The following is a 25,390-nucleotide window of genomic DNA, read 5'->3' as shown; positions in this document are numbered from 1 at the left end:
ATACGGGTCGGCCGCCCAGTATCCGGTACGGCTGTCCGTTACCCGTGCACCGGGTACCGCTGCCTGGTTGTAGCCGTGTGCCGGCGGACCCGTCAATGGTTTTGTCAGAACATTCTGACGACGGTCGGACAACGGTGGGGGCGCGCTCCTCAAGGGGCTCGGGGCGGTGTCCCGGGGGCGCCTCCCACGCCCCTGCCGGGCACCGTCGTCCTACGGGCGCACCAGGAGCTGGAACTCGAAGGAGTAGCGCGACGCGCGGTACGTGTGGGTGCCGAACTCGACCGGGCGGCCGGTGTCGTCGAAGGTGGTGCGCTGCATGGTGAGCAGCGGGGCGCCGGGTGGCTCGGCGAGCCGTCCGGCCTCCTCGGCGCCGGCGGCGCGGGCACCCACGGACTGCCGGGCGCTGTGCAGGGTGATGCCCGCGGCGCGCATCAGGCGGTAGAGGCCGGTCGCCTCCAGCTGGTCGTCGGCGAGGTCGAGCAGGCCGGTGGGCAGGTGGTTGCAGAGGTACGCCATGGGCTCGCCGTGCGCCATGCGCAGCCGTTCGACGCGGAGCACCTCGGCGCCCTCCGCGATGCCCAGGGCGGCCGCGGCCTCGGCGGGTGCGGGCACCGGGGCGTTGGAGAGCACCCGGGTGGTGGGGCGCTGACCGGCGGCCTCCAGGTCGTCGTAGAGGCTGCTGAGCTCCAGGGGCCGCTTGATCTGGCTGTGCACGACCTGGGTGCCGACGCCGCGGCGGCGCACCAGCAGGCCCTTGTCGACCAGCGTCTGGATGGCCTGGCGGACCGTCGGGCGGGAGAGGCCGAGGCGGCCCGCGAGCTCGATCTCGTTGCCGAGCAGGGTGCCGGGGGTCAGGGCGCCGTGCTCGATCGCGGCCTCCAGCTGCTGGGACAGCTGGAAGTAGAGCGGCACCGGGCTGCTCCGGTCGACGCTGAGGTGAAGCGGGACGGTCGGGTCCACTCCTGGTTTGGGCACGGGGCGAGCGTAGTCCCAGGAAATGATGACGGGAAGTTGTGAAGTCACATTGTCCGGACAAACCATTGACAGGGCTTGGACCCGGGGCCACTTTGGAGCCATGCGCATCGGACTCATCGGAACGGGCCGTATCGGCTCATTTCACGCCGCCGCCCTGCACCGTCACCCGGAGGTCGGCTCCCTCGTCGTCACCGACGCCGACCCGGCGCGGGCCGCGGACCTGGCGGAGCGGCTCGGGGCGACCCCGGCGCCCGGGGTGGACGAACTCTTCGGCCAGGGCGTCGACGCGGTGGTGATCACCACGGCGACCTCGGCGCACGCGGAGCTGATCGGCCGGGCCGCGCGCGCGGGGCTGCCGGTCTTCTGCGAGAAGCCCATCGCGCTCGACCTGCCGGGCACCCTGGCGGCGCTGCGCGAGGTGGAGGAGTCGGGCACCGTGCTCCAGCTCGGCTTCCAGCGGCGGTTCGACGCGGGGTACACGGCGGCGCGGGAGGCGGTGCGCGAGGGCCGGCTCGGGCGGCTGCACACGGTGCGGGCGATGACGTCCGACCCGGCGCCGCCGCCCGCCGCGTACCTGCCGCTGTCGGGCGGCCTGTACCGGGACTGCCTGGTGCACGACTTCGACGCGCTGCGCTGGGTGACGGGACGTGAGGTGACGGAGGTGTACGCCACCGGGTCCGACGCGGGCCCCGCGATGTTCGCCGAGGCGGGCGACGTCGACACGGCCGCGGCGGTGCTCACCCTGGACGACGGCACGCTCGCCACCGCGACGGCGACCCGTTGCAACGGCGCCGGGTACGACGTGCGCATGGAGCTGGCAGGGGAGCTCGACCAGATCGCCGTGGGCCTGGACGACCGCACGCCCATCGCCTCCACCGAGCCGGCCGGGCCGCCCCCCGCCGACAAGCCCTGGAGCGGCTTCCTGGAGCGCTTCGCGCCCGCCTACGAGGCCGAACTCGCCGCGTTCGTGGATGTGGTGCGCGGCGGACGGGTCAACCCGTGCGACGGCCGCGAGGCGCTGCACGCCCTCAGGATCGCGGAGGCCTGCGAGCTGTCCCGGCACGAGCGCCGGCCGGTCGCGCTGACGGAGATTCGCGGGGACTGAGACCCGCGGGGACTGAGACCCGCGGGGACTGAGACGGCGGCCGACCCCGCGCACCCCTCCGCACGCCCCGGGGAGCCCGCACGCTTCTCGGGTCTCCGCGCGCTCCCGGGGACCTTCGCACGCCCCGGGCCTCCGCACGCTCCCCGGGTTTCCGCGCGCCCCGCGGGCTGCGGCGCGCTCCCCGAGTCTCCACGCGCCCCGCGGGCTTGGGCGCGCTCCCCGCGCCGGGGCCCGGCGCCGGCCCGTGCACCGCTCCGGCGCGTATGCCGCGCCCGCCCGGGGCCGTGCGGGGCCTCACTCCTCCGGGTCGAGCACCCCGGCGTCGTACGTCAGCAGCGCGATCTGCACCCGGTTGTCGAGGCCGAGGCGGGACAGGATGCGGGAGACATGGGTTTTGACGGTGGCGAGGCTCATATAGAGCTCGCCGGCGATGTCCGCGTTGGAGGCGCCCCGGCCGACGGCGAGGGCGACCTCCCTTTCGCGGTCGCCCAGCAGGTCGAGGCGGGCACGCGCGCGTGCCCGACGCTCCCGTGCCCGGTCGGCGCCGGCGACCCGGGCGATGAGCTGCCGGGTGACGGCGGGCGAGAGGACCGGGGCGCCCGCCGCCACGCGTCGTACCGCGTCGACGATCTCGGCGGGCGGGGTGTCCTTGAGGACGAATCCGGCCGCGCCCGCGCGGAGCGCCCTGAGCACCTGCTCGTCCGCGTGGAACGTGGTGAGCACCACCACTTCCGGTGGCCGCGGCCGGGCGCGCAGGATCTCGGTGGCGGCGAGACCGTCCACCGTCGGCATGCGGATGTCCATCAGGACGACGTCGGGACGGTGCCGGTCGGTGAGGGCGGCCGCGTCGGCGCCGTCGCCCGCCTCGCCGACGATCTCGATGTCGTCGGCGCCGCCGAGCATCAAGGACAGACCGGCGCGCACCAGCGGGTCGTCGTCGACGAGGAGCACCCTGATCGGCTTCATGGGGGTCACGGTAGCCGGGGGGCCACGGGCGGAGGCTCTGCCGGTGACGTCCGTCAGCCGGGCCAGGGCAGCCAGGCCTCCACCTGGAAGCCGCCGTCGCCCAGTGGACCGTGCTCCAGGTGCCCGCCGGCCAGGGTGGCCCGCTCCTTGAGGCCGATGAGCCCCTGGCCCGAGCCGGGCACATGCGGCACGGGCACGTGCGGCACCCTGCCCGGCGCCGCGGGGTTCCGCACGGTGAGGGTGAGGCCGTCTCCCGGCGCGCCGGCCAGGCGGACGGTGACGTCGGCGCCGGGCGCGTGCTTGCGGGCGTTGGTGAGGCACTCCTGCGCGACGCGGTAGGCGGTGCGGCCGGTGGCGGCGGGCACGGCGGCGGGGTCCTCAACGGCGTCGTCCAGGATCACCCGCATCCCTGCTGCCCGCACCTCCTCGACGAGGGGGGAGAGGCCGGTGAGCGTGGGTTGCGGGCGGCCGGTCTCGGCGCCGTCCCCGCCGCCGTCGCCCGCGCGCAGCACGCCGATGATCTGCCGCAGGTCCTGCAGCGCCTCGTGCGCGCTCTCCCGGATCACACCGGCCGCGCGCGCCACCTCCTCGTCCGGGGCGTCGGGCCGGAATTCGAGCGCGCCCGCGTGGACACTGAGGAGGGTGAGTCGGTGGGCGAGGACGTCGTGCATCTCCCGGGCGATGGCCTCCCTGGCGAGCCGCTGGGCCTGCTCGGCGCGCAGCGCGGCCTCGGTCTCGGCGCGCCTGGCCTGGTCGCGCAGGCTCAGCAGCAGTTGCCGGCGGGAGCGGACGAACATCCCCCAGCCGACGGCGGTGACGCTGAGCAGCGTCGAGAACGAGACCGCGACCAGGTAGGGCATGTCCGGCTCGGGGCGCAGCCAGTAGAAGACCGGCAGGAAAGCGAGCGAGCCGCCGCCGAGCCAGGCGACGTGGCGGAAGGGCCGGTGCACGGCGAGCGTGAACAGCGCGACCATGGCCGCGCCGCCCGCGGTGTTGGAGACGAGGCCGACCAGCAGCATCGCCGCCGCGAACGCGACCGGCCGGCGGCGGCGCACCCAGACGGCCGCGCAGGACAGCGCGCCCAGCACCTGGTCGACGGTGGCGAGCGCAGGCGGGGTGCCCGGGTCGTGGGCCACCCCGGAAGCGGCGAGCAGACCGAGCAGTGCGGCCACGAAGAAGCAGCAGAAGTCCACGGCCCAGTCGCGCACCGTGCGCCGCGGGCGCCGCGCGGCGGCCGGATCCAGCTCGCGGATCAGGGCGGAGGGCAACAGCCACCGATACGGCACCGGCGCCGACGGGGGCGTCGGCGCGGTTCGGTGGACATCGCGCGTAGCCCCCCACCGGCCCGCGGCCCGGAGACGACCGGAACAACCCCCTCCGGACAGTGACGACCCGCGCGTCCCCCCGCGGCCGGTCGCGCGGTCCCCCGGACCCCCGGGTGAGCCGGGGCGCCACCTTGGTGCGAGAGGTCGACCGTTCATGGTGGGCAATGTACGCACCCCGGCGGCCCGCGCGGCCCGCCCGCGGGCCGTCCGCGGGCCGTCCGCGGGCCGTCCGCGGGCCGTCCGCGGGCCGTCCGCGCGAAGGGGAGCCGAAAGTCGGTGCGGTCGCCGACTTTCGTCGCCGCGGGATCGGCGGACACCGTCCTTCGGCGGACGCGATCTCGCCCCGCGGCCGATGCGTGTGGGGGGTCCGCGGGGCGAGGCTCCATTGCGTGAAGCAGTTCCTGGAGTTTCTCGGAGTGATCGCGTTGGTGCAGGGCGCCGGAGGCCTGGTCCACGCGGCCATGGGCCGATCCGGCGGTTGGGGTCTGGTGGGGCTCGTGGACTTCCTCGACGGCTATGAGGTCCACGTCGGCGTCGCGCTGCTGGTGCTGGCTCTGGCGCTGTTCGCCGCCGCGGAGAGCCGTAAGGGGAGCGGGGGCTGACCGCCGTTCGGCAGCCGGGCGGTCATGCTCGGCGCCCGACGATCACCTCGGCCGCCCGACGATCACCTCGGCCGCCCGACGGTCACCTCGGCCGCCCGACGGTCAGCTCGCCCGTCTCACAGGTGACTCCCCGTCCCACGGGGACGCCTCCTCCCAAGGCGGCGTCCCCGTACGGGCGCGGTGCCTCAGCAGTCGAAGTCGATCAGGTCGAACGACTCGTAGTGGTCGGAGGTGTAGTAGTCCTCGTCGGTCCGCTGACCGGTGATGACACGGCGGGCGCCGCGGTCCGGCGAGCCGGGGGTCTCCACCGTGTACTCGTGGTAGTAGCCGCTGGACTGCTGCGGGAGCAGGCCCTCCCGGTTCTGGAAGACCTCGCCGTCCTGCGGATAGGGGAAGGGGCCGCCCTGGTCGATCAGATCGAGCGTGTCGTGCGCCTGGGACGGCAGGTCGGAGTAGCAGATGTCGCCGACGGCCGCGATCTGCTGCGAGATCGAGGGGGCGGCCGCGTGGGGGGCCGGGGCCGCGCTCGCGGCGGCTACGGGGCCGCCGAAGAAGAGGGCGGCGGCGACGGCAGTGACACTGAGGATGCGTGTGGGGGTTCGCATGGCTCCTAGCATGACGCGCGTAGACCCTGTCGTGTCAATGACAAGAACGGGAGTTTGCTGAACGTTCATCGAATGAGGGAGGCATAACGGGCGCAATCCGCGGGGTGCGCGACCCGGCGTGCGCGGCGCCCCGAACGCGGCGCCGTACGCGCGCCCCCGGCCCCGGGCGTACGCACCGTGCGCTTCCCCCGGCGAGCCTGGGTGTGTACGGGTCCAACCCGCCGTGGGCACGGGCCCTGAGCCGTCGTCAGCCCCCGTGGGTGGAGAACAGTCCGCCCGTGGGCCCCTGCTTGTCACCGCCCTGGGCCTTCTTCAGGGCGTTGGCCAGACCCTCGATGGTGAGGGACTGAAGGATGACGCGGCCCTGGCCTTCCAGCGTGGCGAGGGAGAGGCCCTCGCCGCCGAAGACGGCGTTCATGATGCCCTGGCGGTTGAGGCCGCCGACGCGCTCGACGCCGTACCGGATGCCCTCCTCGAAGGCCACCACACAGCCCGTGTCGACCTCGATGCGGCCGCCGAAGTCGGCGGGGTCGAGGTCGATGAAGTTGCCGGCGCCGCAGATGATGACCGTGCCGTGCCCGGTGAACTTCTCCAGGATGAAGCCCTCGCCGCCGCTCATCCCCGTCCTGCCGCCCTGGAAGGCGATACCGAACTCGACCGTGGACTCGGCGGCCACGAAGGCGTCCTTCTCGGCGAACCAGGCGCGTGATCCGGTGAGTTCCAGGGCGCGCATCTCGCCCGGCAGGACGCCCGCGAAGCCGACGGTGCCCTCGCCGCCCTGCGAGGTGAAGTACTGGAACGCGAGGGACTCGCCGGCCAGGTACCGCTGGCCGACCTGCATGGCGGTGCCCATGGCCTGCCGGAGCATGCCGCCCATCCCTCCGCCCCCGCCCTGCCGGCTCTCCGGCTGACCGCCGCCGGACGGTCCCCCCAGCCGGGTCTCCATCGTCACATTGGACGTCTTGAAGAGGAACTTGCCCGCCTCGCAGTAGACGGTCTGGCTGGGCTGGAGGTTGACGACCGCCATCTGCATGGCATTGCCGACTATCTCTTGCTGCAGGGTCACGGCGGTCTCCTTGACACGCGCGGTCGGGGTGCGGTGCGGATCGCGGGGGTCCGCGTGCCGGGGCCCCAGGGCCCGGCGGGTTCCGACGGGTCAACGACTCAGGGGTCCCGCAGGGTTCCGCCCGGCGCAGGGCGGCCCGGCCGCCACCGTGACCCGTCCCTCAGCCGCCGAGCCCGGCGCGCCGTTCCCTCAGCTGCCGCGCCCCCCGCTCGGTGAGGGAGCCGAACAGACGCAGCCGGGAGATGCCGCCGTCCGGGTAAACGTCGATACGGGCGTGGGTGCCGGTGACGGGGGCGGGGAGCACGAAGCGGTGGTTGGTGTCGGGTTGCAGCCGAGTACGGGGCAGCGCCTCGGCCCAGGCACCGCGGCGGGGCGCCGGGCCGGCGAAACCGTCGGCGGCGCGGCCGGCACCCGTGTGGCCGGCGGCGTCGGGAGCGGCGTCCGAGAGCGTGGCGACGGCGGCTTCTGTGCCCTCGGGGTCGGTGTCCGCGGGTTCGCTGCCCTCGGAATCGGCGTCCGCGGGGTCGGCGTCACCGGCGTCCAGGACGGACACCGACGCCCACCCCGCCGCGTTCCCCTTGAGGTACGCCGTGTCGATCTCGACGGCCCGGATCCGGGCCTGCGCGGCGAGCCGGTAGCCGATCCAGTCGTGGCCCCGGTCGCGGCGCCGCCGGGTCTCCCAGCCGTCGTCCATCCGCCGGGACCTGCCGGGCAGGATGGTGTGGGCGGCGGGCGAGTAGAACAGGTCGGAGGCGCCGGTCACCCGGCCGCCGTGCTCCAGCGCCACCACGTCGAAGGTGCCGAGTGCCGTGAGCCAGTCCACGTCGGGCACCACCTCGCCGTGCACCCGCAGGCGCGCGATCCCGCCGTCCGGGTACTGCTTGAGGAGCAGATGGGTGAAGCGCTGCCGGACGTCGACGGCGAAGCCGTTGGCGGCGTGCCCGCCGACCGGAGTGCGCGGCACCAGTGTCCGCCAGGCCGACCCTGCCGCGAGCAGTTCCGCCGGGTCCGGGGTGCCGTCGGCGCAGACGCCCTCGACGGAGACGGACTCCGGGTGGTTGCCGCGGAAGTGGGCGGTGTCGACGACGATGCCGTGGATCACCCCCGGGGCGCCGAGCCGGACGAGCGCCCAGTCGTGGTCGCCGTCCTCCGGCCAGGGACGGTGCGCCGAGGTGCCGCGCCTGCGGCGGGTCTCCCAGCCGTCCATCACCTTCCCCTTGGGCCCGAACCGCTCCGGGTCGAAGACGGGACGGCCGGGGAGCAGCAGGTTCTCGCGCGGCCCGAAGAACTCGTCGTCGGCCGCGACCACCCCCGCGCCGAGCGCCCGGTCGGCGAGGTCGGGCAGGGCGGCGAAGGGGAAGTCGGCGGTGCGGTGGTCGGCGTAGGGGTCACCGCCCGCGTAGGGGGCCGCGGGGCCGGTGAAGCGGGGCAGGGCCGTCATGGAGTTCACTCCGTCCTCTCCAGGAGCCGCCCGCTGGGCGGGGCGAAGGCGGGGGTGGGCGCGTGCGCGGGTGCCGCCGCGTTCATGGGGATTTCGGGGCTCCCGGCATTCGCGGAGTTCCCGGGGCTCCCGGGGCTCCCGGCGTTCCCAGGACTCCCGGAGTACCCGGCGTTCCCAGGGCTCCCAGGGCTCCCGGGGTACCCGGCGTTCCCGGCACCCCCGGGCTGCACGGCGTCCCCTGAACCCCCTGTCCCCCCTAAGCCCCCGACGTTCTCGTGGACGCACCGGCCGCGCAGCCAGGTGGCGGTGACCACGCCGTGCAGGGTGCGGCCCGCGTAGGCGGTGACGGGGTTGCGGTGCTGGAGGGTGGCCGGGTCGACGGTGAAGGTCCGTTCGGGCTCGAACACGGCGAAGTCGGCGTCCCGGCCCGCCTCGATGGCGCCCTTGTGGTGCAGGCCGACCAGGGCTGCGGTGCGCGTGGCCATCCAGCGGGCGACGTCCTGCAGGGTGTGGCCGCGCCGCCTGGCCTCGGTCCAGACGGCGGGCAGGCTGAGCTGGAGCGAGGAGATGCCGCCCCAGGCTGTGGCGAAGTCGGTGGTCTTGAGATCCGGGGTGGACGGGGAGTGGTCGGTGACGACGCAGTCGAGGGTGCCGTCGGCGAGCGCGGCCCAGAGCTTCTCCCGGTTGGCGGCCTCGCGGATCGGCGGGCAGCACTTGAAGGCGCTCGCACCGTCCGGGACGTCCTCCGCGCGGAGCGTGAGGTAGTGCGGGCAGGTCTCCGCGCTGATGCGCACGCCCTCGCGGCGCGCGGCGGCGATCAGCGGCAGCGCGCTCGCCGAGGAGAGGTGCAGGACGTGCACCCGGGCCCGGAGCCTCCGCGCGGTGGCGATGAGTCCCGCGATGGCGGCGTCCTCGCTGGCCGCCGGCCTGGAGCGCAGGAAGTCGGCGTACCGGGGGCCGCCGGGCCGCGGGGCGCGGGCCAGCCGGGCCGGGTCCTCGGCGTGCACGATCAGCAGGCCCCCGAGTGCGGCGGTCTCCGCCATGGCGGCGGCCAGCTGCTCCGCGTCCAGCTCGGGGAACTCGTCGACGCCGGACGGCGCGAGGAAGCACTTGAAGCCGAACACACCGGCGTCGTGCAGTGGCCGCAACTCCCTGACGTTGCCGGGCACGGCGCCGCCCCAGAAGCCCACGTCGACATGGGCGGCGCCCCTGGCCACGGCCTGTTTGGCACGCAGATGGGCGACGGTCGTGGTGGGCGGCAGGGAGTTGAGCGGCATGTCTACGAGGGTGGTGATGCCGCCGGCGGCCGCGGCGCGGGTCGCCGTCCAGAAGCCCTCCCACTCGGTGCGGCCCGGGTCGTTCACGTGCACATGGGTGTCCACCAGGCCGGGGAGCAGGGCGGCGTCGCCGAGGTCCCGGACGTCCGCGCCGGGCGGCGGCGCGGCGTCGTGCGCCCGCACGGCGGCAATGCGCTCGCCGGCGACGACGACGCTGGCCGGCCGGGTCCCCTCGGGGGTGACGACACGGGTGGAGCGGAGCACCAGGACCGGCCGGCGGTCCGGGAAAGGCGGAAGCCGCCCCTGTGGGGCGGTGGCGGGCTGCCGGTTTCGTCGTGACGGGTCGCTCCCCCGCTGCCTCAACGGTGTGGACGGTACGTCTGACGCGGCGGGGTCTCCCCCACTGCCCGAAGCGTGTGGGAGGGCCCCCCGGGGCACGGTCCCGAGGCCCTTCGCGGGTGCGGCCCGGCGGGTCTCTGACACGCGTACCCCTCTCCGCTCCGATGGCTTGGCGTTCTCCGGCTCTCTCCCTAGAATTTCAACGTTCTGTTGAAGAAGTCTCACCAGGCGACCCCACCCCGTCAAGGCACCCCCTCCGCCGCGCGGGCCGCGGAGAACGCTCGCCGAGGCATCCTGGACTTTTCCGTTAAGCGGAATTAAACTTCCGAAAATTGCCCGTCGTCACCCGCTGCCCCGCACCGCACAGCAGCCCGCGGCGCCCGCCGCTCGCCGCCCACGTCAGGCCTCTGACCGGCGGGAACGCCCCGTCGATGACAGGCGGTGGGTGCGCCGTGCCAGGTACGCTGGCTCCCTTGCCCGTCCATCGACCGAAACCCGCACAAGAGGCCCGGGGCCCTCCGGTTCCCGAGCCCCGGAAGGAACGCGCCGTGCCGCCGTCAAGCGCCAGCACCACCGACGCCGACAAGTCTCCTGCCGCCACCGGTTCCTCCGGCGGCGTCCAGTCGCTTGAACGCGCCTTCGATCTGCTGGAGCGCATGGCGGACGCGGGCGGCGAGGTCGGCCTGAGTGAGCTCTCCGCGAGCAGCGGGCTGCCGCTGCCCACCATCCACCGGCTGATGCGCACGCTGGTGACCTGCGGCTATGTCCGCCAGCAGCCCAACAGGCGGTATTCGCTGGGCCCCAGGCTGATCCGCCTCGGAGAGTCCGCGTCCCGGCTGCTCGGCACCTGGGCCCGGCCGCACCTCGCCCGCCTGGTGGAGGAGACCGGCGAGACCGCGAACATGGCCCTGCTGGACGGCGACGAGGTCGTCTATGTGGCCCAGGTCCCCTCGAAGCACTCCATGCGGATGTTCACCGAGGTCGGCCGGCGGGTGCTGCCGCACTCGACGGGCGTCGGCAAGGCCCTGCTGGCGCAGTTGCCCACCGAGGAGGTGCGCGCCCTGCTGATCCGCACCGGGATGCCGGCCGCCACCGAGAAGACCATCACCACCCCGGACGCCTTCCTGGACGCGCTGGAGGAGGTCCGCCGCCTCGGCTACGCGCTCGACGACAACGAGCAGGAGATCGGCGTCCGCTGTCTCGCCGTCTCCGTGCCGGACTCCCCCACCGCGGCCGCCATCTCCATCTCGGGTCCCGCGGGCCGGGTCACCGAGGCGGCCACGGAGAAGATCGTCCCCGTTCTGCAACAGGTCGCGGCGGAACTGTCCACCGCCCTGACGGCGAGTTAACCAATCGGTTAGTCAGTTTTACCGGTATCGGTACGGACCTGTACGTGACCGCCCCCCGGACCGCCCCCCGGGCGTTATCCACCCGGGCCGCGATCCTTACCCGGGCCATATCCGTCCGAGGAATTACCGGGGAATGACGAACGGACTCCCCGGAAAGGCGGAAGGCTCCCGGGAGAAGTCCGAGGAATGCCGTGCATATCCTCGGATCCCGGGAGCCTCGGGAAGAGCCGGCGCCGCTCGGACGGACGGTTGACGGCCGATGGGCGGCCGGGGCGGTACGGCCGTCAACTGGGTGGGCGCTCCCCGAAGAGCTCCACCGCGGTACGCACCTGCGCGAGGCTCGGCGCCAGGGCACTGACCGAGCCGATGGCCCCTGCTACCAGCAGCAGCGAGCGCCGCAGCCGCCGGATCTCCGGGTTCCCGCCGAGCGCCATCGACGCGAGCGCGGCGAGCTCGTCCTCCGCGATGCCGCGGTCGGGGAACTCCGCCGGGTGCGCGGCCAGTTCTCGGCGCAGCCGGGAGACGGCGGCTCGTAAATTCGCCACACGGACATCCTGCTCTCCACTGCCCATCACGGCTCTGTGCTCCACGCTCTGCAACACATCTCCCCCCTCGCACGCCGTTGTGCGCCACCGTTTGCATTTCTCTCTTTAGGCACCCGCACCCCAGGACGACCCCCTGTCGAACATCGGCCAAAGCCCGGAGTCGCCGGACAGTAAACGCCACGCAGTGGGCTTGGCGCCACAGAATGGACGTAATTTGCCCGCTGTACGAGATGTCCGAACGTGATGAGCGGCTGTTCGGTGATTGTGTTCCGCGCTTCACCCCCTTCGATGCGTTGGCGGCTGCTGGTGCGCGGCCTCGGCCGGGTGGCCTTGCCCCGCCGGTGACCCGCTCGGCAGGGGTGCCCCTGTGGGACAGTGGCGGGCTGCGGGTCTCCGGCGGTGGGGGCGCGGCCACGCGGCGGAGCCTCCCCCACTGCCTCATGGGTTCCCCCACTGCCGTGAAGGAGTGGGAGGTACCCCCAGAGGCGCCCCGGGACACAACCCCGCACCCCTTCCTGGGCACGGGGAGTACGGATGGATGGTGGACGGCCGGAGAACGGCCCGATGGTGTGGGAGGCGACTGGATGACAGGCAGTGAGCGGGGTGCTCAAGAGGCCGTGGTGGGGCTGTTGCTGGCCGCGGGGGGTGGGCGGCGGCTTGGGGGGCGTCCCAAGGCACTGTTGCGGCACCGCGGCCGGCCGCTGGTGGAGCACGGGGTCCGGGCGCTGTGGGACGGCGGGTGTGCACGGGTGCACGTGGTGCTGGGTGCCGCGGCCGAGCGGGTGCGGACCGAGGCCGAGCTGACGGGGTGTGTGCTCATCGACAATCCGGCGTGGGAGGAGGGCATGGGCTCGTCCCTGCGCGCCGGGCTCGCGCCGCTCACCGTGGAGGGCGGCGACCGGGCGGGGGCCGTCCTGGTGATGCTCGTCGATCAGCCCGGCATCGGTGCGGAGGCGGTGGCGCGGGTGCGCGCCGCGTACCGGTCGCCCGCGTCGCTCGCCGCCGCCGCGTACGACGGCAGGCGGGGGCACCCCGTCCTGTTCGGGGCGGACCACTGGCCAGGAGTCGTGACCGGTGCCCGGGGCGACAAGGGCGCGCGCACCTACCTGGCGGCGCACGCCGACGCGCTCACGCTCGTGGAGTGCGGCGACATCGCCGAACCGTACGACATCGACACGGCCGAGGACCTGGCACGCCTGGAGTAGGGGCCCCCGAGGGCCGGCGTGGCACTCTGGGCCGAGTTGTATCGACGGCAAGAGTCTCAACATCAACAAACCATTGAAGTTCCACCATAAGAAAACTAGTATCCACTGATCAGAAGCGCCCGATCGTCACCACGGCTCCCCCGGCCGCACCCCTCCGCCCTGGCACGCAGTGCCACGCCATCCGCGGCGACGGCGGCCGGGCACCGTCCGGGAACCGTGCCTGACGCTGTGAAGCTCGCTGAAGGAAGTGAGAGCATGTCCGCATCAGCGCCCTCCGTGCCGGTCATCGTCGACGCGGAGCCCCTGCCCCGGCAGGACGAGGTCCTCACCCCGGAGGCTCTGGCCTTCCTGGGCGAGCTGCACCGGCGCTTCACCCCCCGGCGGGACGAACTGCTGGCGCGCCGCGCGGCACGCCGTGCAGAGATCGCCCGTACGGCGACGCTCGACTTCCTCCCCGAGACGGCCGCCGTACGCGCCGACGACTCCTGGCGCGTCGCCCCCGCGCCCGCCGCGCTGGACGACCGCCGGGTCGAGATCACCGGTCCCACGGACCGCAAGATGACCATCAACGCCCTCAACTCCGGCGCCAAGGTCTGGCTGGCCGACTTCGAGGACGCGCTCGCCCCCACGTGGGAGAACGTCATCCGCGGCCAGCTCAATCTGACGGACGCCTTCGAGCGCCGCATCGACTTCACCGACGAGACGAGCGGCAAGTCGTATGCCCTGAAGGACGCCGACCGGCTCGCCACCGTCGTGGTGCGCCCGCGCGGCTGGCACCTGGACGAGCACCACCTCCAGGTCGACGGTCGCCCGGTGCCCGGCGCGCTGGTCGACTTCGGCCTCTACTTCTTCCACAACGCCCAGCGGCTGCTGGACCTCGGCAAGGGCCCGTACTTCTACCTGCCGAAGACGGAGTCCTACCTGGAGGCCCGGCTGTGGAACGAGATCTTCGTCTTCGCACAGGACCGGCTCGGTATCGCCCAGGGCACCGTCCGGGCGACCGTGCTGATCGAGACGATCACGGCCGCGTACGAGATGGAGGAGATCCTCTACGAGCTGCGTGACCACGCCTCGGGGCTGAATGCCGGCCGCTGGGACTATCTGTTCTCGATCGTGAAGAACTTCCGGGACGCGGGCGAGCGGTTCGTGCTGCCGGACCGCAATGCGGTCACCATGACGGCGCCGTTCATGCGCGCCTACACCGAGTTGCTGGTGCGCACCTGCCACAAGCGGGGCGCGCACGCCATCGGCGGCATGGCGGCTTTCATCCCCTCGCGGCGCGATCCCGAGGTGAACAAGGTCGCCTTCGAGAAGGTCCGCGCCGACAAGGACCGCGAGGCGTCCGACGGCTTCGACGGCTCCTGGGTGGCCCACCCCGACCTGGTGCCGATCGCCATGGAGTCGTTCGACGCGGTGCTGGGCGACCGGCCCAACCAGAAGGAGCGGCTCCGCGAGGACGTCTCGGTCGCGGCGGCGGACCTGATCGCCGTGGACGCGCTGGACGCCCGGCCCACGTACGAGGGTCTGGTGAACGCCGTCCAGGTCGGCATCCGCTATATCGAGGCGTGGCTGCGCGGCTCGGGCGCGGTCGCCATCTTCAACCTCATGGAGGACGCGGCCACCGCCGAGATCTCCCGTTCCCAGATCTGGCAGTGGATCAACGCCGGTGTGGTCTTCGAGAACGGCGAGCGGGCCACGGCCGAGCTGGCGCGGAAGATCGCGGACGAGGACCTGGCCGCGATCCGGGCAGAGGCCGGCGAGGAGGCGTTCGCGGCGGGGCGCTGGCAGGAGGCGCACGACCTGCTGCTGAAGGTGGCGCTCGACGAGGACTATGCGGAGTTCCTGACGCTGCCGGCGTACCGGGAGCTGGTGAGCAGGGGCTGAGCCGAGCCCCCGGCGCGTGCCGGTGCACCGAGGTACCGGGGCACCGGGCGGCCCGAGTCGTGGGCGCCCGGGCTCCGGGAAGTCGAGGGGCCCCCGGCTCCGGAGGGTTTCCGACGCCGGAGAGGCTCCCGACGCCGGAGACGTATCCGACGCCAGAGGGGCTTCCATCAGGAGTTCCTGACGGTGATGTCGCCGTTGCCGGTGGAGAGTGCCAGCCGGTACGTACCGGACGGGTCGTCGGCCACGTCGACGTTCTTGTCGCCGTGGCCCGTCTCGGCCGTCACGCGGTAGCCGGCCCGGGGCACGGTCACGGTGATGGCGCCGTTGGACGTCTTGGCCTGTACGTTGCCGGGCGTGGCGGAGGTGAGGTCGATCGCGCCGTTGGAGGTCTCGGCACGGATCTGCCGGCTGCTGATGTTCCGCCCGGTGATCCGGCCGTTGGAACTCCGTACGTCGATCGGGCCCGTGGCGCCGTTCATCTCGATGCGCCCGGAGCTCGTGGTCACGGTCACGGCGCCCACGGCGGCGAGGCTGACGCTGCCGCTCGACACACGGCCGCGCACCGGGACGCCGGCCGGTACGTCGACGGTGTAGTTCACCGAGCAGTGGTTGCCGCAGCCGCCGAGGATCAGGACGCCGTTCTCGATCCGGTGCGTGGCGCCCTTCGGCTTGTCGCCCCGGTACTCGACTCTGCGGTGCAGTGACAGCGTGCCCTTGCCGTGGGTGCCGTGCAGGGTGACGCCGCCCGAGTCGTTGTCCAGCCGCACCGAGGTGATCTTCCCCTTCAGCGTGTTGTCGTCCTCGAACGTCTCGTCTCTCACCAGGCCGCACGCGGTCAGGCCGCCGGCTGCGAGCAGGGCGGCCGCGCAGATCGCCGGGCTGCGGAGCTGGTGACGCATGGGGTCCCCCAGTTCTGGAAAGGTGCCTGCGAAGGCGGGAAGTGGCGCTGGATCAGGGTCATCCGGGCCGGGCCGCAGCACGGCCCCGTGCGCCGACAACGCTAAGGCAGGCCGCGCACCCGCGACCATGGGGAAAACCCCCGGATGATCCACCGGCTGTCCGCAGACCGGACGGGCTCTCGCTCTCCCGGCGGGCTCGGCGGGCGGGCGGCCTCAGCGGACGGCGGGCCGGTCGCTGAGGTCAGGGACGTGCTTGAGCCAGGCGGGCCGGGCCGCTTCGGTGGCGGCGGCGCGGCGGGCGTCCTGGGCGGCCAGCTCGTCGCGGTGCGGGAACTCGCGGGGGAGCCAGGTCGCGGAGGCGCGGGCGCGGGCGGCGAGGTGGCGGACGTAGGCCTCCCGTACGGCGTCGGGGCCGGCGAAGCCGGGCTCGTCGGCCAGCCACTCGTCGGGGACGAGGGCGACGACCTCACGCAGCAGGTCCTCGGTGACCCGGGGGGCCAGCCGGGCGTCGGCGGTGACGGTGTCGGGTCCGTAGCCGCCGAGGGCGTGCGCGCGGAAGTCGTAGGCCTTGTCGACGGTGTCCTGGGCGGTGTCCCAGCGGTGGTGGAAGACGAGGGCGGCGCCGTGGTCGATGAGCCAGAGGCGGGGCTCGCGGGTGCCGAAGCTCGGCCAGATCATCAGGTTGGGGCTGTGCACGGTGCGGTCGACGTTGGCGGTGAGGGCGTCGAGCCAGACGATGCGGCCGGCCTCGAGGGGGGCGACGGTGTCCAGGGTGGCTGCGGTGAAGTCGACGGCGCCGGGGAGGAGGTCCATACCGAGGTTGAGGCCGGCGCTGGCGTGCAGGAGGTTCTGCACCTCCTGGTGCGGCTCGTCGGCGGCGACGGCGGGATCGAACTCCATCCGCACCAGCTCCGGCACGCGGAGCCCGAGGCGCCGCCCCAGCTCCCCCACGATCACCTCGGCGACCAGCGCCTTCCGCCCCTGCGCGGCTCCGGTGAACTTCACGACGTACGTCCCCAGGTCGTCGGCCTCGACGACTCCGGGGACGGATCCGCCGGACCGCAGGGGTGCGATATAGCGGGTGGCGGTGACCTCTCTCAGCATTTCCTCATGCCGTTCGCCTTCATTTCCTTTAAATCCATGGAATGCCCCCAAAGTGTACAGCCGAGGGAGTCACCCACGATCAGCCCTGGAAATCCGGGGAGAACCCGAAGGCCGTTCCATGATCGGGTCGTGGGCGGAAGGGTCCGTTCGTAGCTTGTCCCGCCGGGCGGCAGCAGCCCTCACGGACGGCAGGATCATCATCACGCAGACCGGCGCGGACGGCGCTCAGTGCCGTCTTCCCACGGTGCAGCGGCTCGCGGTATGCCGCGGCGGTGCGCTGAGAGTCGCCCAGGCACGCGACGGGGGCCTCGTTGCCGGTCCTGACGAATCCGCGCATGGCCCCAGTCTTCAGTCACGAGGTGATTCCCGGCAAAGGGTTTTCCACGCCCGCGAGGACTCGGGCCGGCTCGCCCGCGCGGCCCGCGCCGCGGGAATGTAACTCCCGCTCCTCTCGAACAGCTGCGGCATGGGTGGTCCCTTCGTGGGACGAACTCGCCCTCAACGCTCGGCACCGCGGTGTTCACCAGCTGATTCCGGCCGCCACCGGCAAGTGGTCGCTGCCGTTCGCCGGCAGTACCCGCGAGCTCTCCGGTGCCACGCCGCGGAGCAGGATCTGGTCGATCCGCACCACGGGGAACTCTGCCGGCCAGGTGAAGCCGAAGCCGTCTCCGGCCGTGTCCTGGGCCGAGTGCAGCTGTGCGGTGAGGCCGGCGAACGCGCGGTCCTCCATGGTGCCGTTCAGGTCGCCGAGCAGCACCACCCGCTCACTGGGGTCGCCGGCTATGGCCTTGCCGAGCGCCTGCACGCCCATGTTCCGCGAGGCCGTCCAGAAGCCCGCCTCGGGATTCACGCGTACGGACCCCAGGTGGGCCACGTACACCGTCAGCCGCCCGTGGTCCGTGGCCACCGTGGTGCGCAGCGCCCGGTTCGCGGCCATCTTCTCGTCCGCCGGCTTGGTGTCCGCCAGCGGCCCGTAGTCCACGATGTCGATCGGCCGGGTGTCCGACAGCGGCAGCTTGCTCCACAGCCCGACCGTGCCCTGCACCGTGTGGTACGGGTACTCCTTCGCCAGCCCCTTCTCGTACGTGCTCCGGGCCTGCTCGGTCAGCTCCACCAGGGCCAGCAGGTCCGCTCCGGAGGCGGCCAGGTCGCGTGCGGTGGCAGCCGGGGCGGGGTTGTCCGTGTCGACGTTCTGTTCGGCCACGGTGAGGTCGCCGCCCGGGTGGGCCTTGTCGCCGAGTAGCCCGCCGAAGAGGTTCAGCCACACCACGGCCGGCAGCAGCAGCGCGAGCACCGCGGAGGCGGAGCGGCGCCACAGCGCCCCGGCCAGCAGCACCGGGATGAACAGGCCGAACCACGGCAGGAAGGTCTCCACCAGGCTGCCGACGTTCCCGATCCGGTTCGGAATCCCGGCGTGCAGCAGCATGAGCAGCCCGAGCAGCAGCGCCAGCGCCCCGAGGACCAGGCCGCGCTTCCAGGGCCCCGGCCGGGAGGCGGCGCGTGTCGCCCGGCGGATGCGCGCGCGCCAGGTCCCGGCGCCGGTCTCCCGGCGGCCGGCGCCGCCCTGCCCGGTCCGCGCCGTGTCCACCGGCGATGCCGCGAGGGCAGATGTCGGGCCGGCGACCGGACGCCGGTGCATCCGGCGGCTCGTCGTCCGCGCTGGTGGCGGGGTGTCGTTCATGCCGCCAGTCAACGCGGCGTGGTGTTGCCGGCGCGTATGGGATTTTCGATACGCCGACGATATGTCCCGGCTCATAGCATCAGGAGCATGCGCGTGTTGATCGTCGAGGACGAACCTTTTCTGGCGGAAGCCATCCACGACGGCCTGCGCCTGGAGGCGATCGCGGCCGACATCGCAGGCGACGGCGACACCGCTCTGGAGCTGCTGGGCGTCAACGCCTACGACATCGCCGTCCTCGACCGCGACGTCCCCGGACCGTCCGGTGACGAGATCGCCATGTCCATCGTCGCCTCCGGCAGCGGTATGCCGATCCTCATGCTCACCGCTGCCGACCGCCTCGACGACAAGGCCTCCGGGTTCGAACTCGGCGCCGACGACTACCTCACCAAGCCGTTCGAGATGCAGGAGCTCGTGCTCCGGCTCAGGGCACTCGACCGCAGGCGCGCGCACAGCAGGCCGCCCGTGCGGGAGATCGCAGGCCTGCGGCTGGACCCGTTCCGCAGGGAGGTCTACCGGGACGGCCGCTACGTCGCGCTCACCCGGAAGCAGTTCGCCGTGCTCGAAGTCCTCGTCGCCGCCGAAGGCGGTGTCGTCCGCGCCGAAGAGCTCCTGGAACGCTCGTGGGACGAGAACGCGGACCCCTTGACCAACGCCGTGCGCATCACCGTCTCGGCACTGCGCAAGCGGCTCGGCGAACCCTGGATCATCGCCACCGTGCCAGGCGTCGGCTACCGCATCGACACGCGAGCAGAGGGCGGACACGAGGGAGGCGGACGTGAATAGAGCACCCGGGTTGAGCGTTCGCCTCAGACTCACCCTCAGCTACGCCGGCTTCCTCATGCTGGCCGGCGTCCTGCTGCTCGCGGCGGTGTGGGCGTTCCTCCTGCGTTACATACCCGACCGTGCGCTCATCATTCCCGGCTCCACCGGCACCACCATGGGTGTTTTTCCCATCCGGTCCAACCTCCAGCACGTCTTCGCTCCGAGGGCAGCCGTGGTGTTGGCATTCCTGCTGGCGTTCGGCCTCGTGGGAGGGTGGCTCCTCGCCGGCCGAATGCTCGCCCCGCTGACCCGTATCACCGACGCCACCCGCCTGGCCTCGACCGGATCGCTCTCCCACCGGATCCGGCTACCGGGCCGCAGGGACGAGTTCCGCGAACTCGCCGACGCCTTCGACACGATGCTCGCACGGCTCGCCGCACACGTCGCCGTACAGCAGAGGTTCGCGGCCAACGCCTCGCATGAGCTGCGCACCCCGCTGGCCGTCTCGAAGGCACTCCTCGACGTGGCGCGCACCGACCCGAACCACGACACCGGCGAGGTCATCGACCGCCTCCACGCCGTCAACACCCGGGCGATCGACCTGACCGAGGCATTGCTCGTGCTCAGCCGTGCTGAGCAGCGGTCCTTCACCCGGGAACCCGTCGACCTGTCCCTCATGGCGGAGGAGGCCACCGAAACGCTCCTGCCCCTCGCGGAGAAGCAGGGCATCACCATCGAGATCTCCGGCGACATCGCCCCCACCACAGGATCGAAGGCGCTTCTGCTGCAGTTGACCACGAACCTCGTGCAGAACGCGATCGTCCATAATCTGCCCGAGAAGGGCGTCGTGTGGATGAATACCGGCGTGCGCCCGAACAGTGTGGTGCTCACTGTCGAGAACACCGGCGAGCAGGTCCCCCCGGAGCTGGCCTCGATACTCACCGAGCCGTTCCAGCGCGGCACCGCGCGCGTACACACCCACCACGCAGGCGTCGGCCTCGGCCTGGCGATCGTCAAGACCATCACGCATGCCCACGACGGGACACTCACCCTCACCCCGCGCTCCGCCGGCGGGATCCGCGTCACCGTGGAACTGCCGCGGCAGACCCCCACTCCGGCAGGTGACGGAGGCACTGAGCCGCGACACACCACGTGACAGCAGCCGGTCGGCCCGTGGTCCGGATGCTGTCGCGGATCTCCATGGTGTCCATGACGCGGCACGCCGGCGGTGTGTCACGTGCGGTGTGTCAGGGCGTGGCCGGCGTGGGGATCGGCTTTCCGGGGCAGGACCCCTCGGAGGTGGTGCCGTGGGTGAAGAACTCCACCGCCTTCGAGGCGCACGGCAGGTCCTCCAGCGAGACGTGGACGTCGTCCTGGATGGTCAGCAAGGAGCCGCCGATCGTGGCGCGCATCTCCTTCGCCCACTTGAACGGGGTGTTCGTCTCGTAGGCGTGCCCGACCAGTTGCAGCGCGCCGTGGCTCTTGCCCAGGTGCCACGGCTGTGCCGGGAACGGCCAGCCCACGCAGCGGGTGGTGCCGCCACCGCTGTAAGCGGCGACCGGATACTTCTTCTTCAGCTGCTCGGAGTGGGCCCAGTCGGCCTCGAAGTCCCGGAAGGCCGGGGAGTCGTTGCAGCCCACGGCGGCGAGCATGTAGACGGTGTCGCCGTCCTGGTACGGGGAGTCGTCGAAGCCGTTGCCGACGGGACGCGCCGCGCCGGCCGGGTCGGCGCCGGGCGTCGCCGTCGCGGGCGGCTTGGGTACACCGCCGTCGCGGATGGTGGCGAGGTCCTGGGCCGACTGCTCCCAGTTGGCCCGCGATGCCGACAGGAGGAGATCGACCGTCTGACCGTCCACGGTCGACCCGCCGGGCGCGCCCGGCCGGGGGTGGGCCTCCATCTGGTGCAGGAGCGCGAAGAGGGCCTTGACGACCTCCGACTCGGTACGGCCGAAGTGATAGGTGCCGTCGTGGCCGGCGATCCACCCGGCGAAGTCATGGAACAGTGATTCCTGGGCGGCGATCTGATCGTCGTTGTCGGTGAGCGACTGGCCCGGCGCCATCACCGAGTCCAGCAGCATCCTGTCCACATGGCCGCCGAACAGGCTCCGGTAGGAGGCGCCGAGCGCGGTCCCCCACGACTTGCCGAAATAGGAGATCTTCTCCTCGCCCAGTGCGATGCGGATCCTGTCCATGTCCCGTGCGACGTTCGCCGTGGTCAGCGACCTGGCGAAGACGGGGTCCCGCTCCGCGCAGGCCTTCAGCGCCTTGGCATAGGCGTCGGTGCTGAACTTCGCCTTCTCCTTGCCGGTGAGGTCGGCGGGCGGGCGCTCGATCTTGTCAGGCGACATTTCGAGGCATGAGGGTTTGTCGCTGTATCCCACGCCGCGGGTGTCGAAGCCGATCAGGTCGTGGTCGCGGCCGACGTCGGCCATCCGGGTGTGGGCGACGTGGTACGGCTCAGTGACGCCCTGCACGCCGGGGCCGCCGGGGTTGATGAGCAGCACCCCCTGGCGGTGGGCGGGGTCGGTGGCCCTGATCCGGCTCACGGCTATGTCGATCTGGCGGCCGTTCGGTCGGGCGTAGTCCAGCGGCACCCGCACGGTCGTGCACTCGGTGTCGTGGTCCTGGGGGTCCCAGTCCTTGGCGATCTCGAAACACGGCTGCCACACGAGTTCCGTGGCGGCCGCCGAGGACGCGCCCGACTCGGTCCCCCCGGCCCGTGGCTGCCCCGCGTCGGCCGTCGAGGCGGTCAGGGACTGCACGGCCAGAGCCGCCAGCGCCATGCCGGCCGCCACCACGACGACGTTCCTCTTCCTCCTGCGTGCTGTGCCCATCAGCGACATGAAAACCTCTCGGGTCCGTCCGGTCGGATCATGAAGGCAGGCTAGGGGCGGGCTGTATCGACTGTGCGTCCATGCCGCATCAACGTCTCATCCGAAACGGGAGGCGCAACCACACGGAAGGCGCGTCCCAGCGGGAGGCGCGGAGGACCGGCTCGGCTCCTCGCCCGGTCCCGCGGCACACGTCGGTCCACGGGCACGCTGTCATCCGTCCGTTCCGCCATCCCCCACTACGATGAACCGTCCGTGGAGTCCGGTGCGGGGGAAGGGACGAGAGGGTGGGCGAGGGCGCGGAGAGTTCGGAGTCGGTGATCCCGGTCGAGGTGGACGGGCAGCGGGTGCTCCTCTCGGTCGGTTCCAGCGGTCAGGCGGCGACCGGCCTGGCCGGGGAACAGGAGATCGGCTGGCGTGCGGTGCGTCTCGAAATCGGTGCTCGACAGTCTGACCGCCGTGGCGCGCGCCATGGGTACCCGGCTGCAGCAGACCGGTGCGTCGAAGGCGACGGTGGAGTTCGGCTGTGACCTCTCCCTCGACACGGGACAGTTGCTGGCCGTGTTGGGCAAGGCGACGTCGAAGTCCGCGTGGAAGGTGACACTCGAGTGGACGGCGCCGGAGGCGGCTCCGGGGGCTTAGGCGTGGACAGCTGGAGGCGGGCACGCTGGGCGTCCGGTCGCGGCCGGCGCGGTCCGACCACGTTGCCGGCCAGTCGAGCTCTCCGCGGGTGAAGCCGGCGGCGTGCACGCGCACGATGACATCGTTCTCGGCAGCATGGGGATAGGGCAGGTCCGTCAGGAAAAGACCCTCGACCCCGGATTCTCGGTCTCGAACGCTACGGCACGCATAATGATATGTCCTTGATTCGCGATGTGAACAGATTTCGCGGTCCTCGCGCGCTGCAACGGTGATTCATTGTGGCGTGCTCCGGCATGCCACTCCGCTCCGCCGCGCGGGGAGTCCTGTCATAGGAGCAGAGCGGTCCACGCGCGCAATGCGATTCACGCAAAGGCCGAATACTGCGCAGCTGCGACGTCACTGCTCGGTCGAGCCGCTTGGGAGTGTGTCCTCCTCCTGGTCCCGCGGTCAGCTCGGCCAAGGTGCGTTGGTGATGCGCTCCACTGTCGTCGTGCGGTGGAAGTCGGGGACGAAGTGTTCCAGCACGTCCGCGTTCACGGTGCCGTTCGTGGTCTCGGGCCGGTGCTTCAGCCCTTCGACGAAGGCCCGCAGGAACTCCTTTTTGAAGTCGCCCCGGGGATGGACGGCGGTGACCTCGTCGACGCTGCTGCGATCCAGCTCGTCCAGGGCGAAACCCAGTGCGTCGGTCAGCACACCGAAGTGCGTCACGGCCGTCTCCGGACCCATACGGCCGGGAATTCCCGGTGTGGTGTGGAGCGCGATCGCCGTCCAGACCACGTCGGCGGCCGTGGCCGGGAAGCCGCGGTCGAGCATGAACGTGCGCGCGTGGTCGGCACCATCCACCTCGAAACGCTGCGCCACTTCCGAAAAGGGCTTCAGGAGGCCCGTGTCGTGAAACATGGCGGACAGGTAGAGCAGCTCCGGGTCGGGCTCCAGTCCGAGCCGGCGGGCGTGCATCACGCTGAAGAGGAAGACCCGCCGGGAGTGATGGTAGATGAGGGGGCCGGTCGTCTCCCGGACAAGACGGGTGGCATCGGCGACCGCCGCTGTTTCGGGAATTTCCACTCCCGCGATGGTCTCAGTCATGGTCTGCGCACTTCTTGCTTTCGGTGTGTTACGAATGACGGTGTATGCGCTTTCCAGGCTTGCACTGCACGGCGTATCGCGCCGCCTTGGTCCGGCCATGAACCACTCGAATCCGGACACGAGGGGAAGGGACCATGACCTCAGCCACGCACCAGGTCGCCATGCTCGTCTACGACGGGGTCACCCTCCTGGACGTCGCGGGCCCCGCCGAAGTGTTCGCGGAGGCGAACAGGTTCGGCGCCGACTACCGCATGGTGCTGCTGTCACCGACGGGTGCGGACGTCACCTCCTCCCTGGGTATCCGGATCGGGGTCGACGACGACGCGGCCGCGGAGTCCGCGGTCCACACGCTTGTGGTGGCCGGCACCGACATCTATCCGCGCGACCCCGTCGCGCGGGATGTGGTGGAGGCCGCACGGACGCTGGCGCCCCGCGCCGGCCGGGTCGTGTCCATCTGCACCGGCGCGTTCGTCCTCGCCGCCGCCGGCCTGCTGGACGGTAAGCGCGCGACCACGCACTGGAAGGTCGCGCACGAGCTCGCCGCCCGGTCCCGCGGCAGCCGCGTCGACGCCGACGCGATCTACGTCCGCGACGGCGCCACGTACACCTCAGCGGGTGTGACCGCGGGCATCGACCTGGCGCTGGCACTCGTCGAAGAGGACCACGGGCCGGCTCTGGCGCGCGACGTCGCCCGCTCCCTGGTGGTCTACTTGCAACGGGCCGGCGGCCAGTCACAGTTCTCCGCCCCGTTGCAGGGGCCACCGCCCCGATCCCCCGCGCTCCGCAGAATCACCGACCTGGTGACGGCGGATCCCAAGGGCCACTACTCACTCACCGAGCTCGCCCGGCACCTGAACGTGAGCCCTCGGCACGTCACACGGCTCTTCCGTGAGGAGCTGTCCACCACCCCCGCCCGCTACGTCGAGATGATCCGCTTCGACATGGCGAAAGCACTGCTCGACCAAGGACATGCCACGGCACAGGCGGCGGACCTCGCCGGCTTCCCGAGCTACGAGAGCATGCGGCGAGTCTTCGCGAGAGAGTTGTCGATGAGTCCAGCCGCCTATCAGCGGCGCTTCGGCACGACCCGGTGAACGTGTCCGGGCGCCATCGCCCCCGACACCGCCTCGGCCCGCTTCGACCCGGCAGGACGGGCACCGTACGCCGGTGCGCATCCCCGCCTTTTCTCCCTCCACTCACCCTTCACCGTTCCCGGGCAACCCCACCCCGGAACGACCGGGTACGAGCACACAAATTCCACATGAACACCGTACGGACAATTGCCGACCTGATGGTGGTGCGGAATCCGCACAAACGCCGTGGCCCGCTCGCCGGACCTCGGAGTGGACCTTCGGGCGGCGCCTTCGGGAAACTGTCGGCGGTGCCATGGTGAGAACGGCTGTTCTCGGGTCGCGGCGTGTGGGGGCGCCGGTGGCACTTCCCTAACGTCCGGACGTTTCCGCAGGTCAGACGCCTCTTCCTCGGAATTTCGGATGAGCGGATCTCGACCGTCGAGCCGGGCGGGGTGCCGCCGCCCGGGGCCCGCGGCAGTGCGCCGAGTTCCGGTGCGGAGTGTTTTTCGCCGTCGGCTCCTCAAGAAAGGCCGGAGCGCGGCGGGCCTCCTGCGTGCGCCAGGCGTCCCAGGGCGGTGAACCGGGTCTCCCTCACCGACCTATCATCTGGTCGACCATTCGACTTATC

Annotated in this window: 21 protein-coding genes and 2 pseudogenes; 9 read left to right on the top strand and 14 right to left on the bottom strand. The window is 72.0% G+C overall.

Going from position 1 to position 25,390, the window contains the following annotated elements; genetic code table 11:
- Window positions 1-210 precede the first annotated feature (210 nt).
- Window positions 211-960: a GntR family transcriptional regulator gene (locus tag ACSMXW_RS30310; RefSeq protein ID WP_485808420.1), complete on the bottom strand. Its 750-nt coding sequence runs from the start codon at window positions 958-960 to the stop codon at window positions 211-213.
- A 115-nt stretch (window positions 961-1,075) separates the two neighbouring features.
- On the opposite strand from ACSMXW_RS30310, the gene ACSMXW_RS30305 reads away from it, so the two are divergent.
- Complete coding sequence (locus ACSMXW_RS30305) at window positions 1,076-2,080, top strand: Gfo/Idh/MocA family protein (RefSeq protein ID WP_485801000.1); 1,005 nt, start codon at window positions 1,076-1,078, stop codon at window positions 2,078-2,080.
- A 294-nt stretch (window positions 2,081-2,374) separates the two neighbouring features.
- Here the strand turns inward: ACSMXW_RS30305 and ACSMXW_RS30300 are convergent, their stop codons facing one another.
- Both ACSMXW_RS30300 and ACSMXW_RS30295 read right to left on the bottom strand, forming a co-directional pair.
- Entirely contained in the window at window positions 2,375-3,046 is a 672-nt protein-coding gene (locus ACSMXW_RS30300) for a response regulator transcription factor (protein ID WP_485800998.1), read from the bottom strand.
- A 53-nt stretch (window positions 3,047-3,099) separates the two neighbouring features.
- Window positions 3,100-4,314, bottom strand: a complete 1,215-nt coding sequence (locus ACSMXW_RS30295) for a sensor histidine kinase (protein WP_485800996.1) — start codon at window positions 4,312-4,314, stop codon at window positions 3,100-3,102.
- 446 nt (window positions 4,315-4,760) lie between these two features.
- Between ACSMXW_RS30295 and ACSMXW_RS30290 the strand changes: the two genes are divergently transcribed.
- Window positions 4,761-4,973, top strand: a complete 213-nt coding sequence (locus ACSMXW_RS30290) for a hypothetical protein (RefSeq protein ID WP_485800995.1) — start codon at window positions 4,761-4,763, stop codon at window positions 4,971-4,973.
- A 185-nt stretch (window positions 4,974-5,158) separates the two neighbouring features.
- Here the strand turns inward: ACSMXW_RS30290 and ACSMXW_RS30285 are convergent, their stop codons facing one another.
- The 4 genes and pseudogenes from ACSMXW_RS30285 to allB all read right to left on the bottom strand — a co-directional run.
- Window positions 5,159-5,578 carry a guanyl-specific ribonuclease gene (locus ACSMXW_RS30285; RefSeq protein ID WP_485800993.1) on the bottom strand — a complete coding sequence of 140 codons (420 nt, stop codon included), beginning with the start codon at window positions 5,576-5,578 and terminating at the stop codon, window positions 5,159-5,161.
- A gap of 247 nt (window positions 5,579-5,825) precedes the next feature.
- Window positions 5,826-6,644 (bottom strand): AIM24 family protein, encoded by an 819-nt coding sequence (locus ACSMXW_RS30280; protein ID WP_485800991.1) that lies wholly within the window; start codon window positions 6,642-6,644, stop codon window positions 5,826-5,828.
- 160 nt (window positions 6,645-6,804) lie between these two features.
- Window positions 6,805-8,085, bottom strand: coding sequence for an allantoicase (alc, locus tag ACSMXW_RS30275; protein WP_485800989.1), 1,281 nt, complete (start codon window positions 8,083-8,085; stop codon window positions 6,805-6,807).
- A 275-nt stretch (window positions 8,086-8,360) separates the two neighbouring features.
- A pseudogene (allB, locus tag ACSMXW_RS30270) lies at window positions 8,361-9,629 on the bottom strand (allantoinase AllB); the annotation flags it as partial.
- 620 nt (window positions 9,630-10,249) lie between these two features.
- On the opposite strand from allB, the gene ACSMXW_RS30265 reads away from it, so the two are divergent.
- Window positions 10,250-11,050: an IclR family transcriptional regulator gene (locus ACSMXW_RS30265; protein WP_485800988.1), complete on the top strand. Its 801-nt coding sequence runs from the start codon at window positions 10,250-10,252 to the stop codon at window positions 11,048-11,050.
- 284 nt (window positions 11,051-11,334) lie between these two features.
- On the opposite strand, the gene ACSMXW_RS30260 is transcribed toward ACSMXW_RS30265, so the two are convergent.
- Window positions 11,335-11,622, bottom strand: a complete 288-nt coding sequence (locus ACSMXW_RS30260; protein ID WP_485808418.1) for a DUF5955 family protein — start codon at window positions 11,620-11,622, stop codon at window positions 11,335-11,337.
- 557 nt (window positions 11,623-12,179) lie between these two features.
- Between ACSMXW_RS30260 and ACSMXW_RS30255 the strand changes: the two genes are divergently transcribed.
- Window positions 12,180-12,800: a nucleotidyltransferase family protein gene (locus ACSMXW_RS30255; RefSeq protein ID WP_485800986.1), complete on the top strand. Its 621-nt coding sequence runs from the start codon at window positions 12,180-12,182 to the stop codon at window positions 12,798-12,800.
- A 255-nt stretch (window positions 12,801-13,055) separates the two neighbouring features.
- A complete protein-coding gene (gene aceB, locus ACSMXW_RS30250) occupies window positions 13,056-14,684 on the top strand; it encodes a malate synthase A (protein WP_485800984.1) in 1,629 nt (542 codons plus the stop codon).
- Window positions 14,685-14,851: 167 nt separating this feature from the next.
- Here the strand turns inward: aceB and ACSMXW_RS30245 are convergent, their stop codons facing one another.
- The 3 genes from ACSMXW_RS30245 to ACSMXW_RS30235 form a co-directional block, all read right to left on the bottom strand.
- Window positions 14,852-15,583 (bottom strand): DUF4097 family beta strand repeat-containing protein, encoded by a 732-nt coding sequence (locus tag ACSMXW_RS30245; protein WP_485800982.1) that lies wholly within the window; start codon window positions 15,581-15,583, stop codon window positions 14,852-14,854.
- A 213-nt stretch (window positions 15,584-15,796) separates the two neighbouring features.
- Window positions 15,797-16,687: a HipA family kinase gene (locus ACSMXW_RS30240; RefSeq protein WP_485800980.1), complete on the bottom strand. Its 891-nt coding sequence runs from the start codon at window positions 16,685-16,687 to the stop codon at window positions 15,797-15,799.
- Between the two features lie 520 nt (window positions 16,688-17,207).
- Window positions 17,208-18,326, bottom strand: coding sequence for an endonuclease/exonuclease/phosphatase family protein (locus ACSMXW_RS30235; protein ID WP_485808417.1), 1,119 nt, complete (start codon window positions 18,324-18,326; stop codon window positions 17,208-17,210).
- 129 nt (window positions 18,327-18,455) lie between these two features.
- On the opposite strand from ACSMXW_RS30235, the gene ACSMXW_RS30230 reads away from it, so the two are divergent.
- Both ACSMXW_RS30230 and ACSMXW_RS30225 read left to right on the top strand, forming a co-directional pair.
- Window positions 18,456-19,151 carry a response regulator transcription factor gene (locus ACSMXW_RS30230; RefSeq protein ID WP_485800978.1) on the top strand — a complete coding sequence of 232 codons (696 nt, stop codon included), beginning with the start codon at window positions 18,456-18,458 and terminating at the stop codon, window positions 19,149-19,151.
- Entirely contained in the window at window positions 19,144-20,286 is a 1,143-nt protein-coding gene (locus ACSMXW_RS30225; protein WP_485800977.1) for a sensor histidine kinase, read from the top strand. The genes ACSMXW_RS30230 and ACSMXW_RS30225 overlap by 8 nt, the downstream gene beginning before the upstream one ends.
- Window positions 20,287-20,377: 91 nt before the next feature.
- Here the strand turns inward: ACSMXW_RS30225 and ACSMXW_RS30220 are convergent, their stop codons facing one another.
- Window positions 20,378-21,964, bottom strand: coding sequence for an alpha/beta fold hydrolase (locus ACSMXW_RS30220; RefSeq protein ID WP_485800976.1), 1,587 nt, complete (start codon window positions 21,962-21,964; stop codon window positions 20,378-20,380).
- Between the two features lie 414 nt (window positions 21,965-22,378).
- Between ACSMXW_RS30220 and ACSMXW_RS30215 the strand changes: the two genes are divergently transcribed.
- Complete coding sequence (locus ACSMXW_RS30215) at window positions 22,379-22,603, top strand: CU044_2847 family protein (RefSeq protein ID WP_485800975.1); 225 nt, start codon at window positions 22,379-22,381, stop codon at window positions 22,601-22,603.
- 18 nt (window positions 22,604-22,621) lie between these two features.
- Here ACSMXW_RS30215 and ACSMXW_RS30210 read toward each other — a convergent pair.
- Window positions 22,622-22,846: pseudogene (locus ACSMXW_RS30210) on the bottom strand (hypothetical protein); the annotation flags it as partial.
- 204 nt (window positions 22,847-23,050) lie between these two features.
- Window positions 23,051-23,689, bottom strand: coding sequence for an HD domain-containing protein (locus ACSMXW_RS30205; protein ID WP_485808415.1), 639 nt, complete (start codon window positions 23,687-23,689; stop codon window positions 23,051-23,053).
- A gap of 134 nt (window positions 23,690-23,823) precedes the next feature.
- Between ACSMXW_RS30205 and ACSMXW_RS30200 the strand changes: the two genes are divergently transcribed.
- Window positions 23,824-24,783, top strand: a complete 960-nt coding sequence (locus tag ACSMXW_RS30200) for a GlxA family transcriptional regulator (RefSeq protein ID WP_485800974.1) — start codon at window positions 23,824-23,826, stop codon at window positions 24,781-24,783.
- Window positions 24,784-25,390: the final 607 nt, after the last annotated feature.

The organism is Streptomyces sp. DSM 116793, assembly GCF_057320905.1.
This window is presented reverse-complemented; position numbering and strand designations above follow the sequence as displayed.

What these genes read in the sequence shown, in the direction of transcription:
- ACSMXW_RS30235 (WP_485808417.1), bottom strand. Translation starts at nt 18,326, where the DNA reads ATGCACCGGCGTCCGGTCGCCGGCCCGACATCTGCCCTCGCGGCATCG.
- ACSMXW_RS30240 (WP_485800980.1), bottom strand. Translation starts at nt 16,687, where the DNA reads ATGCTGAGAGAGGTCACCGCCACCCGCTATATCGCACCCCTGCGGTCC.
- ACSMXW_RS30205 (WP_485808415.1), bottom strand. Translation starts at nt 23,689, where the DNA reads ATGACTGAGACCATCGCGGGAGTGGAAATTCCCGAAACAGCGGCGGTC.
- ACSMXW_RS30245 (WP_485800982.1), bottom strand. Translation starts at nt 15,583, where the DNA reads ATGCGTCACCAGCTCCGCAGCCCGGCGATCTGCGCGGCCGCCCTGCTC.
- ACSMXW_RS30300 (WP_485800998.1), bottom strand. Translation starts at nt 3,046, where the DNA reads ATGAAGCCGATCAGGGTGCTCCTCGTCGACGACGACCCGCTGGTGCGC.
- ACSMXW_RS30230 (WP_485800978.1), top strand. Translation starts at nt 18,456, where the DNA reads ATGCGCGTGTTGATCGTCGAGGACGAACCTTTTCTGGCGGAAGCCATC.
- ACSMXW_RS30255 (WP_485800986.1), top strand. Translation starts at nt 12,180, where the DNA reads ATGACAGGCAGTGAGCGGGGTGCTCAAGAGGCCGTGGTGGGGCTGTTG.
- ACSMXW_RS30260 (WP_485808418.1), bottom strand. Translation starts at nt 11,622, where the DNA reads ATGGGCAGTGGAGAGCAGGATGTCCGTGTGGCGAATTTACGAGCCGCC.
- aceB (WP_485800984.1), top strand. Translation starts at nt 13,056, where the DNA reads ATGTCCGCATCAGCGCCCTCCGTGCCGGTCATCGTCGACGCGGAGCCC.
- ACSMXW_RS30285 (WP_485800993.1), bottom strand. Translation starts at nt 5,578, where the DNA reads ATGCGAACCCCCACACGCATCCTCAGTGTCACTGCCGTCGCCGCCGCC.
- ACSMXW_RS30305 (WP_485801000.1), top strand. Translation starts at nt 1,076, where the DNA reads ATGCGCATCGGACTCATCGGAACGGGCCGTATCGGCTCATTTCACGCC.
- ACSMXW_RS30220 (WP_485800976.1), bottom strand. Translation starts at nt 21,964, where the DNA reads ATGGGCACAGCACGCAGGAGGAAGAGGAACGTCGTCGTGGTGGCGGCC.
- alc (WP_485800989.1), bottom strand. Translation starts at nt 8,085, where the DNA reads ATGACGGCCCTGCCCCGCTTCACCGGCCCCGCGGCCCCCTACGCGGGC.
- ACSMXW_RS30200 (WP_485800974.1), top strand. Translation starts at nt 23,824, where the DNA reads ATGACCTCAGCCACGCACCAGGTCGCCATGCTCGTCTACGACGGGGTC.